This window comes from Crossiella sp. NPDC003009 (assembly GCF_053591555.1).
In genome coordinates, this window is record NZ_JBSFUA010000050.1 from 13,255 (window position 1) to 25,641 (window position 12,387).

Below are 12,387 nucleotides of genomic sequence, written 5' to 3' on the forward strand. Positions count from 1 at the left end.
CGCGACAAGAAGAACCCCGACATAACGACGAGGCCCCGGCGCATTGTTCCGCGCACGGGGCCCGCCCATTTCCGATCTCGCGATCACCCGCCGTCGCCGGCGAGGATCGCGCACGGGTAGTCTGACCTGGGTCGACTACCTGACCGGACCCGGACACCTCAAGCGGTGACTCGGGTGGGAGCGGGGCTCCACTTGCCGCCCCCACGTGCGCGGGGGCTGGTCGCTCGTGGAATCGTACCAGGCGTGAGTACGTCCCACCCAATCGAGGGCTCCGACCCCGACCCCGTGCGCGAACTGTCCGACGTCCCCAGCATCGAGGTGATCAGCCGCGCCGCGGTGATGCTGATGTCCGCCGCCGCCGAGAAGCTCGGCCTGGCCGACCCCGACCCCGCCGAGAGCGACCGCCTGGACCTGGACGAGGCCCGCAGGCTGATCACCGCGCTGGCCGGGTTGATCACGGCTTCGGTGGAGTACCTGGGGATTCACGCGGCGCCGCTGCGGGACGGGCTGCAGGCGCTGCAGAAGGCGTTCCGGGAGGCCTCGGCGGTGCCGGACGAGCCGGGTCAGGGGCCGGGCGAGAAGTACACGGGACCGGTGTACTGAAGCAGGCGGTCCAGGTCGAGGGTGATCGGGAACGGAACCGGGCGAGTCAGAGTGCCACGGAAGACGCCGGCCGGAGCATAGGCGCCGGTCGGCTCGTCCAGCTCATAGGCGCGCACGACCGGCGCGAGGTCGTCCCTGTCGACGATCCAGTAATGCGGGATGCCCGCTTCGGCGTACTTGCGCAGCTTGACCGTGTGGTCCCGGTGCGCGGACTCCGGTGACACGACCTCGACCACGAGCCGCACGTCCGTCGGCGCGAACCAGGTGAGGCCGGGATCGGGCGGCGCGTCGTTGACGACGATGTCGGCTTCCGGCCGGTTGCGCTGGTCCAGCCGGATGGTCATGCCACAGTCGACCTCGATGCCGGGCGGGGCCTGCGCGGCGAGGGCCCTCCCGAACTCGTGGCACATCCGGCTGTGCCAGACGGTCTGCGGCACCAAGCGGAACACCAGTGCGCCGTCGATCAGCTCGGTGTGCTGGGGCGCCTCCGGCAACTGATCGAGGTCGTCGGAGTACCAGCCCTCGTCGCGGGGCGGGCGCATCCACTCCGGCAGGGTGTCCAGGTCGTCAGCGTTCACTTGTTCCTGTCTCCAGTCGTAACCCCAGCCGACGCAGCTCCTTGCTCGCCAGCAGTTCGGTGGCCGCGCGATCACCCGACCGCCACGCTCCCACCAGGTCCACCCCAGGCTTGGCCAGGGTGTGCAGCGGCAGGTTGGCCAGCCCGCGCAACGCGAGCAGATCCACGTGCGCCTCCCCCAGCCTGGTCAGCCGCCGGGCCGCGGTGGCCTGGCGGACGAACCGGGCCCGCAGCGGCAGCCAGGACACCAGCAGCAGTGACACCGGGACCAGCACCAGCAGCACGCTCAGCCACAGCGCGGTCGAGTCCACCGCGGACATCTGCTTGTTCCCCGCGTCCACCAGCCGGTCCGCCACCGCCGAGCCACGGCCCAGCGCGGCCGCCAGCTCGTCCCCCACCAGCGGCAACCGCCCGGCCTGGGCGGCGGCCGAGGTGGACAGCTCGCGTAGCGAACCGCCCGCCTCGACCAGCTCGACGCCGGGTGCTCGTAGTTTGCTCACCAGGTCGTAGAGGTCCATGGCCAGCCAGACGCTGACGGCGATGATCAACAGGGCACCGAGGTCGGCCACCAGCTGGGCCGTGCGGCGGGCCCCGTGGTCGGCGTAGAGCTTCACCCCCTCCTTGTATCCCGGATCGGGTGGGTTCAGACAGGGGTCACCAGTCGGCGCGGGAGCAGGCCTCGTAGGCGTGCCTGCGGAAGATGCCGTTGTCGTCCAGGAGTTCCACGCACAGCCGGTAGTGGCCGTCCGCGCCGTACTCGCAGGCGAGGTCGTGGTCGTCGTCGATGCCGTAGTAGAGCCGGTCGAGGTAGCGGTAGCAGTCGTAGCTGTCCGCGCTGGCGGGGGCGGCCAGGGCCACCGATCCGCCGAGGGCGAGGGCTAGCGCGGTCAGGAACCCGGCGACGCGGGATCGCTGTGCCATGACGTGAACCTCCTGAGCTGGTGGAACGTCTGCTCTCCCAACCAAACCCAGTGCCGCCGGGGACTCAATCCCGCGCCACTCCACCAGGGGACGGATCTCACGCGTTGGTAGCGGACGCGGTATCCCTTGGAGCAGTGGCGCGAGGTTCAGTCACCGTCGGTGATCAGTCGCCGAGCACGGCCAGCGCGTCGATCTCGACCAGCAGGCCGGCGGGCAGGCCCACGTAGACCGTGGTGCGCCCGGAGAACGGGCCGGAGTTGATCACCTCGTTGTAGACCGCGTTCATCTCGCCGAAGTGACCGGTGTCGGTGAGGTACACCCGGAACATCACCACGTCGTCGAAGCTGGCGCCGCCGGCCTCCAGCACGGCGGCCACGTTCTTCAGGGTCTGGCGGGTCTGCTCGGCGACGGTGTCACCGACGATCGCGCCGGTGGCCGGGTCGAAGGCGACCTGGCCCGCGACCTGCAGGATGTTGCCCTTGCGGACGCCCTGGGAGAAGTTGGCCACCGGGGTGGGCGCGTTCTCGGTGCGGATCTCGGTCTTGGCCATGGTGCGGCGACTCCTTGTCGGTGTTGCGGGGTCTGTGTTGCGGGGGAAATCAGGTGTTGTCCGGGCGCCAGCCGCAGGCGGCGCTGGCGGTCCTGGCGGCGGCGCGCAACTCGGGCAGCAGCGCGAGCAGGCCGTCGTAGTCGAGCAGCATCTTCGGCACCGACATCGACACCGCGGCCAGCACCTCGCCGCGGGCGCCCAGGATCGGCGCGCCGATGCAGTGGATGAAGTCCTCGTGCTCGGACCGGTCCACCGCGTAGCCCTGGGCCCGGACCTTGCGCAGTTCGGCCAGGTAGGCGGCGGGGTCGGTGATGGTGTTCGCGGTCAGCTTGGTGAAGGTGATGCCCTCGACGATCCGGCGCTGCTCGCGTTCGGGCAGCGCGGAGAGCAGCAGCTTGGCCACCGCGGTGCAGTGCAGCGGCGCGCTCTTGCCGACCCTGGAGTACATCCGGACCTGGTGGCGGCTGTCGTACTTGTCGATGTAGATCACCTCGCCGCCCTCGTAGCTGGCCAGGTGCACGGTGTGCCCGGTGCTCGCGTTCAGCTCGCGCAGCGCGGGCTCGACGGTGCGCCGCACATCGCGTTCCTCCAGCGCGCGGTGCGCCAGGTCGAACAGCGTGGTGCCGAGCCGGTAGTGCCGCACGTCCTCGCGCTGCACGAACCGGCGCGCCTCCAGGGTGCGCAGCAGCCGCAGCGCGGTGGACTTGTGCACGTCCAGCACCGCGGCCAGCTCGTCCAGCGTGCGCCGCCCGCCGGCCAGCTCGGTGAGGATGGTCAGCGCGCGGTCCAGGCTCTGGCTCATGCCGGCGCTCCCGCGGTGAAGTGGGTGGCCGCCCAGGTCGCCGGGTCCGCGGCCAGCAGCTCCGCCCGCCGCGGCGCCGGCACGGGCTCGCCGACGTCGTCCCTGGTCAGCAGGGAGCCGACCGCGGTGAGGTGGCCCTGGCGGAGGCGGCGCGCGGCGTCCAGGCCGTCCAGGTGCGCGGAGAGGAACCCGGCGGCGAAGGCGTCTCCCGCGCCGACCGGTTCGACCACGTCGACCTTGAGCGCGGGCTCGAAGTGGGTGCTGCCGTTCTCCACCAGGGTGGCGCCCTGCTCAGCCTGCTTGACCACCAGCGTGCGCGGTTCGGGCAGCAGCTCGCGCAGCGCGGCCGGGTCGCCGACGCCCCACAGCGCCTCGGCCTCGTCCGAGCCGACCAGCACGATGTCGGCCTTGTTGGCCAGCTCGGCCAGCACCGAGGTGTCCCGGCCACGCCACAGCGCGGGGCGCCAGTTCAGGTCGAAGGAGACCAGCCGGTCGCCGCGCCAGGGGTCCAGGATCGCGGTGAGCAGCGCGAGGCAGCTCTCCGAGAGCGCGGCGGTGATCCCGGAGACGTGGATCAGCGCGGTGCGGTCCAGGTTGAGCGTCTGCAGCAGTTCCGGCCCCATGCCGGAGGCGGCCGAGCCGCGCCGGAAGTAGCGCACCGTGCTGCCGCCGGCGTCGGCCTCCTTGACGTAGAGGCCGGTCGGGCGGTGCTCGTCCCGGCCCACGTCCGCGGTGTCCACGCCGAAGGAGCCGATCCGGTCCAGGATGGCCTGGCCGAAGGCGTCCTGGCCGAGTGCGCTGACCCAGCGGCTGTGCCAGCCGAAGCGGGCCAGGTGGCAGGCCACGTTGGACTCCGCGCCGCCGACCGTCCTGGTCCAGGTGGTGACCTCGTGCGTCGGCCCCGGCTCGGCCGGGACGAACAGGGCCATCGACTCACCCAGGCACACCACGTCCGCAACCCCGCGATCAACTGGGGGTTTCAGCTCATCCACTCAGGTTCCCTCCGGCCCGGCCAACGTTGACGACCAGCTCAGCGGAATGCTACACAGCCACGCATCACATAGCGCAATCTCAGTTGCGTAATTCGCAACGAAAGGCGGATGCTGTGGAACCGGCTCGTCTCGACCAGGACGCGGTGGCCGCGATCGCCACCGAGCGGATCGACTGGCGCTTCAAGGGCCTGCCGAGCGCGCTCGCGGGTCAGACCATCGCCGAGGCCGCCGCGGCCCGCCCGAACCTGTTCCGGGACGGCTTCCTACCCCCGCTGGTGGTCATCGACGCCGACGCCCTGGAGCACAACCTGCGCACCATGGCGGACTGGGTGGCCGGCCAGGGCCTGCTGCTCGCCCCGCACGGCAAGACCCCGATGGCGCCCCAGATCTACCAGCGGCAACTCGCCGCGGGCGCCTGGGCGATCACCGCGGCCAACGCCAGCCAGCTGCGCGTCTACCGGGCTTTCGGGGTGAGCCGGATCCTGCTGGCCAACCAGCTGGCCGACGCGGCCGCGCTGGCCTGGCTGACCGAGCAGGTCAACGCCGACCCGGACTTCGAGTTCCTGTGCTGGGCCGACTCGGTGCGCGGGGTCGAGCTGATGACCGAGGGCCTGACCGGGCTGTCCCGGCCGATCGAGGTGCTGGTGGAGCTGGGCGCGCCCGGCGGCCGCACCGGGGCGCGGGACCGGGCCACCGCCCGCGCGGTGGCCGAGGCGGTCAGCGCGAGCCCGGTGCTGCGGCTGGCCGGGGCCGGTGGCTACGAGGGCGCGGTGGCGCACGGCGACGTGGACACCGCGTCCGCGACCGTGCGCGGCTACCTGCGCGAGATGTGCGGACTGCTGGCCGAGCTGCACGCGGACGGGCTGTTCGCCGGAGCCGAGCGGGTCGTGCTGACCGCGGGCGGCAGCGCCTGGCCGGACCTGGTGGCCGAGGCCTTCACCGAGTTCGCCCCCGGCTGGACCGGCCCCGAGCTGCTGCCGGTGCTGCGCAGCGGTGCCTACCTCACCCACGACGACGGCTTCTACCGCGGCATCACCCCGTTCGGCCCGGACGCCCGGCTCGCGGGCACCACCGCGCTCAAGCCCGCGCTGCACGGCTGGGCGCAGGTCACCTCCAAGCCCGAGCCCAGGCTGGCCCTGCTCACCGCGGGAAAGCGGGACTTCTCCTTCGACGAAGGCCTGCCCGAACCGCAGCTGCGCCGCCGCGGCGCGGAGACCACCGAGCTGACCGGGTGCGCGGTCACCAAGCTGAACGACCAGCACGCGTTCCTCGAACTGTCCACTGTGGACCAGGTCGAGGTCGGCGACTGGGTGCGGCTGGGCCTGTCCCACCCGTGCACGGTCTTCGACAAGTGGCAGCTGCTGCCCGTGGTGGCGGCCGACGGTGAGACCGTCGTCGACTTCGTGCGCACCTACTTCTGAGGGGACGGCCATGGCTGAGCTCGTCTTTCGCGGCGCCCTGCTGGTGGACGGCACGGGCGGGGAACCCCGGCTCGCGGACGTGTCGGTCGACCAGGGGCGGATCGCCGAGATCGGTGCGCCCGGAAGCCTAAGCGGGACAAGGGTTGTCGAGGCCGACGGTCTTGCGCTGACCCCCGGTTTCATCGACATGCACTCGCACTCCGACCTCCAGGTGCTGGTCAAGCCGGACCACGAGGCCAAGGTCTGCCAGGGCGTGACCCTGGAGGTGCTCGGCCAGGACGGGCTGTCCTACGCGCCCGTCGACGACTCGGTGCTGGCCCAGCTCCGCCAGCAGCTCGCCGGGTGGAACGACGACCCGGCCGGGTTCGACTGGAACTGGCGCAGCGTCGGGGAGTACCTGGACCGCCTGGACACCGGGATCGCGGTCAACGCCGCCTACCTGGTGCCACAGGGCACGCTGCGGATGCTGTGCGTGGGCTGGGACGACCGCCCGGCCACCGCGTCCGAGATGGACCGGATGAAGACCGTGCTGGCCGAGGGCCTGGCCCAGGGCGCGGTCGGCATGTCCTCCGGCCTGACCTACACCCCGGGCATGTACGCCGGCACCGCCGAGCTGACCGAGCTGTGCGAGGTGGTGGGCCGCAACCGCGGCTTCTACAGCCCGCACCACCGCAGCTACGGCGCGGGCGCGGTGGAGGCCTACGCGGAGATGATCGACGTCTCGGTCCGCTCCGGCTGCCCGCTGCACCTGGCGCACGCCACGATGAACTTCCCGGTGAACAAGGGCCGCGCGGGTGAGCTGCTGTCCATGGTGGACAGTGCCATCGACGACGGCTGCGACATCACCTTGGACACCTACCCCTACCTGCCCGGCGCCACCTACCTGTCCGCGCTGCTGCCCAGCTGGGCGACCGCGGGCGGACTGGACGCGGCGCTGGCACGACTGTCCGATGTGGACACTCGTGAGCGGATCAGGGTCGAGCTGGAGGAGATCGGCTCCGACGGCTGCCACGGCGTGCCGGTGGACTGGTCCACCATCGAGATCAACGGGGTGCGCAAACCCGAGCTGCACGGGCACCTGGTCGGCTCTTCAGTGCTGGACAGCGCGGCCCGCCAAGGGGTTCCGCCCTCACAGCTGTACTTCGACACGCTCATCGCCGAGTCGCTGGGCACCTCCTGCCTGATGCACGTGGGCCACGAGGAGAACGTGCGCGCGATCATGCGGCACCCGGCGCACACCGTGGGCAGCGACGGCCTGCTGGTCGGCGACCGACCGCACCCGCGCGCCTGGGGCACCTTCCCGCGCTACCTGGCGCACTACGTCCGCGAGCTCGGCGTGCTGGGGCTCGCCGACTGCGTGGCGCACATGACCGGCCGCGCCGCCCGGCGGCTGCGGCTGACCGACCGCGGCCTGGTCCGCGAGGGCTTCGCGGCGGACCTGGTGCTGTTCGACCCGGCGGCGGTGCGCGACACCGCCACCTTCGAGGCGCCCCGCACCCGCCCCGAGGGCATTCCGTATGTCGTGGTCAACGGGGTCCCGGTGATCGACGACGGCAGGCACACCGGCGCGCTGGCCGGTCGTTCCGTGCGCAACACACCAACCGGTACTCGCTAGCTCAACACACCCACCGCCACTGGGGAGAACCCTTGCTCACCTGGCTGCAAACGTCGACACCAGGACTGCTGCTGCTGTCCGCGGTCGGCATCGCCGTGCTGCTCACCATGATCATCAAGTTCAAGGTGGAGCCGTTCATCGCCCTGCTGATCGCGGGCGTGCTGGTCGCGCTCGCGGCCGGGCTGCCGATCGACAAGCTCGTGGGCTCGGCGCAGAGCGCCAAGGAGTCACTGATCGAGACCGGGTTCGGCGGCGTGCTCGGGCACGTGGCCGCGATCATCGGTCTCGGCACGCTGCTCGGCGCGATCCTGGAGGCCTCCGGCGGCGCCGAGGTGCTCACCCGCAGGCTGCTCGCCCTCTTCGGCGAGAACCGCGCGCCGCTGGCCATGGGCCTGGCCGGGTTGATCTTCGGCATCCCGGTGTTCTTCGACATCGGCATCTTCGTGCTCGCCCCGCTGGTCTACGTGGCGGCCAAGCGCAGCGGCCGGTCCATCGTGCTCTACGCGATGCCGCTGCTGGCCGGGCTGTCCGTGATGCACGCCTTCCTGCCGCCGCACCCCGGCCCGGTCGCGCTGGCCGGACTGCTCAAGGTGGACCTGGGCTGGCTGATCATCATGGGCCTGGCCTGCGCCATCCCCGCCTGGCTGATCGGTGGCGTGTTCTTCTCCTCCTGGATCGGCAAGCGGATCAACATCCCGGTGGCCGAGGAGCTGGTGGCCGCGGGCGAGGCGTTCGCGGAGAAGAACAAGGATCGCGCGGTGCCCTCGCTGGGCCTGGTGGCCTTCATCATCGGCCTGCCGCTAGCACTGATCCTGGGCGCCACCTTCGGCAGCGTGCTGCTGCCCAAGGGCAACGAGGTGCTGAAGGTGCTGACCTTCTTCGGCAACCCGGCGATCGCGCTGACCATCGCGCTGCTGCTGGCGCTGTGGCTGCTGGGCACCCGGCGCGGCATGACCGGCAAGGAGATCGGCGAGATGACCGGGGCCGCGCTGCGCCCGGTCGGCATGATCCTGCTGGTGATCGGCGCCGGTGGCTTCTTCGGCGCGGTGCTCTCCGCCACCGGCGTGGGCAAGGCGCTGGCCGGCACGCTCTCCGACGCGGGCCTGCCGTTCATCGTGCTGGCCTACGTGATCTCCTGCGGCCTGCGCATCGCCCAGGGCTCGGCCACGGTGGCCATCGTGACCACCGCGGGCATCGTGGCCCCGCTGCTGGCCGACGCCGGGTACTCCCAGCCGCAGCTGGCGCTGATCGGCGCCGCCATCGCGGCCGGTTCCATCATCGCCTCGCACGTCAACGACGGCGGTTTCTGGATCGTGTCGAAGTACTTCGGCATCCCGACCAAGGAGACCCTGCAGACCTGGACGGTATTGGAGACGATCCTGTCCGTGGTCGGCTTCGGGGTAGCCGCGATTCTCAGTGTGGTCATCGGCTGAGGCCGGTATATGGTCGCCCCGCAAGCAACACTTTCCGTGGGGGATAACGATCATGAATTCGCGTCTGCGCGCGCCGCTGTCCGCTGCCCTGCTCGCCCTGCTGCTCACCGGCTGCGGCGGCGCGGGCGGCGGCAGCGGCACGCCCGCCACCTCCGGCCCGACCTCGGCCAGCGCCGCGCCCGGCCCGACTTCCGCCGTCGCCAAACCGGGTGAACCCTGGTTCGACGATCTGAAGGTGGCCACCGCGGACGGCAAGCTCTCCGCGGCCTGCCCGCTGCCGGTGGAGTTCGACGTGGCGAAGCTGTGGGTGGCCAAGGCGGTGTCCAAGGAGGGCGCGGGCCTGCTGGGCAAGCAGGGTGTCTTCCAGGTCGCCTGCGAGATCGACGCCAAGCCCGCGGGCAACCTCGGCTTCCTGCGGGTCTGGAGCACCGACTCGGCGCTGGGTGCCAAGCAGGCGCTGGAGAGCTTCATGACCGGGGAGAAGAAGGCCGCCAAGTCCGAGATCCGGGAGACCGCGGCGGGTTCGCTGGCCGCGGCCGAGGCGACCTACGTGGTGCCGGACACCATCAACGGCGGCGACCGCCGCCAGCGCGCGCTCGCGGTGACCCTGCCCAAGGGCGCGGTGGTGCTGCAGCTCGGCGGACTGGACACCGACGAGCACAAGCAGATGCTGCCGGCGTACGTGCTGGCCAGGTCCACCATGGCGGCCAGGGGCTGATCGTCGGGTCAAAGGTCAGGGCACCCCAAAGTTTCCGATTTCGCTCTTCCGGAGGCTGCTGGGGGTGCCGCTAGCGTGCTGCGCATGACCTCCGGGGCCGCCACCCTCGCCTTCGCCGAGCGGCGGCGGGCGCCCAAGCAGCTGGGCACCCGGTCGATCGTGCTGGTGGTGCTGGCCAGCGTGGCCGGGCTGATCGGCCTGGTCGGGCCGGAGGGCAGGCGGCTGACCGACCTGTCCACCCGGCCGGTGATCGAGCTGAACTTCGGCCAGCTGGTCACCGTCGGCGCCGGGATGATCGGCATCGCGGCCGGGCTCTGCCTGATCCGCCGCTGGCCCTGGCTGCTGCTGGCCGGCGCGATGGCCGGGGTGCCCGCGGCGGTGGTGCGGATCTGGCCGACGCTGCTGCACGAGACGACCTGGCCGGAGAAGTACACCACCGGCCAGGACGGCATCCTGGACACGCTCACCGCGGGCGGCACCATGGGCGGCTCGCTGCTGATCGCGGGCATCCTGGGCGCGGCCCAGCAGTTGTCCCGCGCCGGATCCCGGGCCGCGGCCGCCGCGGTGGTCGCGGCCATGATCGGCGCGGAGCTGTTCAGCCGGATCCTGTTCGGACGGCCCGTTCCGGTGCCCGGCCCGCCGCCGCCGGACACCGCGGTGGCGCTGCTGACCGTGGTCGGCCTGACCGGCGCGGTGCTCGCGGTGCTGGCCGCGGCCACCGGCAGGCTGACCGAGCCAGCCGAGTACCCACCGGACCGCCGGATGCTCCAGCTCGGCCTGTGCGCCAGCGCGATCCCGTTGCTGCCCAAGGTGATCAGCGCGTTCTTCCCAGCCGGTCCGCAGTCCGCGGCCGAGGTGGGCGTGTCCGCGGCGACCGCGCTGGCGGCCACCGTCGCGGTGGCGGTGATCGCCGGGGCCGGGGTGCTGGGCGCGGTGGTGGTGGTCACCGCGGCCGCGCTGGCGGCCAGCGCACCGCTGTTCGCGGCCTACTACGCGATGACCGTGGCCGCCACGCCGATCCTGCCGATCGCGGCCACCGGACTCGCGCTGGGCGTGCTCGCCGCCACCGTGCGGCACCGGCTGCTGGCCGCGGCGGGGGTCTGCCTCGGGCTGGCCGCGGTGGCGCTGACCGCGCCAGAACTGCCCGGCCGCGGCCTGCGCGCGCTGCTGGAGCACACCGACCACCTGCCGGCCGAACTGGTCATGGTGCTGGTGATCGTGGCGGTGATCCTGGCCGCGGGCGCGGTGGCGCCTGGCCTGGCCGACCGCGGCGCGCTGCCGATGGCGCTGGGCCCGCTGTTCACCGGGCTGGCGCTGGCCGGGCAGGAGCTCATGTACTTCAGCGGAAAGGTCAGCGCGGACACCACCGTGCTCGGCAGGCTCTACGGCCCGCAACCCGTCGCACTGGCCGGCGGCATGCTCGCACTGGCCGGATTCCTGTTGCTGTACAAGGGAATTCTGCACCGCCGCCGTACCGAGAGCTGATCTTCGGACGCGGATCGATCACAGCGTGGTGTCAGACCGGGTCAGCACCCGTTCGGCCGAGTCCGCGCCCGCCGTCAAGCCTCCACCATGGCTGCGCTGGAACCGATTCCGCTTGTCGAGACCCGGAGGTCCCATGCGCCGACGGTCGGTCATCACCCGTCTACTCGGTCTGGTCGTCCCCGTCCTGCTGGCCCAGCTCCTCGTCCCCGCGACCGCATCCGCAACCGAACCGGTCTGTCAGCCCTTCACCCAGAACGTCTCCGTGCTGCTCACCCAGCAGCAGATGCGCGGCACGCTGTGCACCCCGCCCGGCGCCACCAAGGTGCTGGTCATGGTGCCCGGCGGCACCTACAACCAGACCTACTGGAACTTCCCGTACCAGCAGGGCACCTACAACTTCCGCAAGGCGATGAACGCCGCCGGGTACGCCACCGCGGTGGTGGACCGGCTGGGCACCGGCGCGAGCTCACGTCCACTTGGCACACTGGTCACCGCGCTGGTGCAGGCCAAGGCGGTGCACAAGGTGATCCAGACGCTGCGCTCCTCTTTCGCCAAGGTCGTCCTCATTGGACACTCGATCGGCTCGGCGATCTCGGTGCTGGAGGCGGGCACTCACCGCGATGTGGACGGGGTGGTGCTGACCGGCATGACGCACCACCCGAACCTGCTGAACCTGTCCACCGCGCTCACCGACATCCACCCGGCCATGCTGGACCCGCAGTTGCAGGGCGGCGGCTACGACCCCAACTACCTGACCAGCAAACCCGGCAAGCGCGGCCCGCTGTTCCACGAGCCCGGCGCGGTGGATCCCGCGGTGGTGGCGGTGGACGAGCAGACCAAGGACGTGCTGACCGTGCTGGAGACCGGCGACTCGCTGGGCGTCGGGATCATCCCGCCGTACTCGGCGCTGATCAACGCGCCGGTGTTACTGGCCATCGGCGGCTCGGACAAGCTGTTCTGCGGCACCGGGGCCACCAACTGTTCAAGCGCGAACTCCGTGCTGGCAACGGAAAGCGCTTACTACGCGCACGCGCCGAACGTCTCGGCCTACGTCGCGCCAGGAGTGGGACACGACCTCAACCTGCATCCGAGCGCACCGCAGTACCAGCAGGCGGTGCTGAACTGGCTGGCCGCGCACATCTAGCCCGGCACCCGGCCCTGAGGCGGCCCGCCGCCACATCGGCGCGGGCCGCCGCGGTGGTCAGCAGCCGGAGTGCGTCCGGCTCCAGCCCCGGATATGCCGCGCGACCGACCAGGACTGGCCACGCGA

General features: G+C 71.5%; 13 protein-coding genes. 7 read left to right on the plus strand and 6 right to left on the minus strand.

All coding sequences use genetic code 11. The features are described 5' to 3' along the window. The first annotated feature begins 243 nt into the window (after positions 1-243). The gene (locus ACWDY5_RS34485; protein WP_252485878.1) at positions 244-603 is read left to right on the plus strand and encodes a DUF1844 domain-containing protein; all 360 of its coding nucleotides are present in this window, start codon (positions 244-246) and stop codon (positions 601-603) included. Here ACWDY5_RS34485 and ACWDY5_RS34490 read toward each other — a convergent pair. The 6 genes from ACWDY5_RS34490 to ACWDY5_RS34515 all read right to left on the minus strand — a co-directional run bounded on the left by ACWDY5_RS34490 (position 564) and on the right by ACWDY5_RS34515 (position 4,403). Then, the gene (locus tag ACWDY5_RS34490; RefSeq protein ID WP_449726323.1) at positions 564-1,181 is read right to left on the minus strand and encodes a Uma2 family endonuclease; all 618 of its coding nucleotides are present in this window, start codon (positions 1,179-1,181) and stop codon (positions 564-566) included. The two genes, ACWDY5_RS34485 and ACWDY5_RS34490, sit on opposite strands and share 40 nt — an antisense overlap. Beyond that, on the minus strand, positions 1,171-1,794 hold the full coding sequence (locus ACWDY5_RS34495; RefSeq protein ID WP_449726324.1) for a hypothetical protein: 624 nt from the start codon (positions 1,792-1,794) through the stop codon (positions 1,171-1,173). Before ACWDY5_RS34495 ends, ACWDY5_RS34490 begins: the two co-directional genes overlap by 11 nt. 40 nt (positions 1,795-1,834) lie before the next feature. Further along, complete coding sequence (locus ACWDY5_RS34500) at positions 1,835-2,101, minus strand: hypothetical protein (RefSeq protein WP_449726325.1); 267 nt, start codon at positions 2,099-2,101, stop codon at positions 1,835-1,837. Between the two features lie 163 nt (positions 2,102-2,264). Beyond that, positions 2,265-2,651, minus strand: a complete 387-nt coding sequence (locus ACWDY5_RS34505) for a RidA family protein (RefSeq protein ID WP_449726326.1) — start codon at positions 2,649-2,651, stop codon at positions 2,265-2,267. Positions 2,652-2,700: 49 nt separating this feature from the next. Next, positions 2,701-3,453, minus strand: coding sequence for an IclR family transcriptional regulator (locus tag ACWDY5_RS34510; RefSeq protein WP_449726327.1), 753 nt, complete (start codon positions 3,451-3,453; stop codon positions 2,701-2,703). After that, on the minus strand, positions 3,450-4,403 hold the full coding sequence (locus ACWDY5_RS34515; protein WP_449726365.1) for a sugar kinase: 954 nt from the start codon (positions 4,401-4,403) through the stop codon (positions 3,450-3,452). Before ACWDY5_RS34515 ends, ACWDY5_RS34510 begins: the two co-directional genes overlap by 4 nt. A 155-nt stretch (positions 4,404-4,558) precedes the next feature. Between ACWDY5_RS34515 and ACWDY5_RS34520 the strand changes: the two genes are divergently transcribed. From ACWDY5_RS34520 to ACWDY5_RS34545, 6 genes are all read left to right on the plus strand, one after another. Continuing rightward, a complete protein-coding gene (locus tag ACWDY5_RS34520; RefSeq protein WP_449726328.1) occupies positions 4,559-5,866 on the plus strand; it encodes an alanine racemase in 1,308 nt (435 codons plus the stop codon). A gap of 10 nt (positions 5,867-5,876) precedes the next feature. Further along, entirely contained in the window at positions 5,877-7,481 is a 1,605-nt protein-coding gene (locus ACWDY5_RS34525) for an N-acyl-D-amino-acid deacylase family protein (protein ID WP_449726329.1), read from the plus strand. A gap of 32 nt (positions 7,482-7,513) precedes the next feature. Then, positions 7,514-8,914: a GntP family permease gene (locus ACWDY5_RS34530; protein WP_449726330.1), complete on the plus strand. Its 1,401-nt coding sequence runs from the start codon at positions 7,514-7,516 to the stop codon at positions 8,912-8,914. 52 nt (positions 8,915-8,966) lie between these two features. Then, positions 8,967-9,632 carry a lipoprotein gene (locus ACWDY5_RS34535; RefSeq protein ID WP_449726331.1) on the plus strand — a complete coding sequence of 222 codons (666 nt, stop codon included), beginning with the start codon at positions 8,967-8,969 and terminating at the stop codon, positions 9,630-9,632. Positions 9,633-9,716: 84 nt separating this feature from the next. Beyond that, positions 9,717-11,117, plus strand: coding sequence for a hypothetical protein (locus ACWDY5_RS34540; protein WP_449726332.1), 1,401 nt, complete (start codon positions 9,717-9,719; stop codon positions 11,115-11,117). Between the two features lie 133 nt (positions 11,118-11,250). Then, positions 11,251-12,261 carry an alpha/beta hydrolase gene (locus ACWDY5_RS34545; protein ID WP_449726333.1) on the plus strand — a complete coding sequence of 337 codons (1,011 nt, stop codon included), beginning with the start codon at positions 11,251-11,253 and terminating at the stop codon, positions 12,259-12,261. Positions 12,262-12,387: the final 126 nt, after the last annotated feature.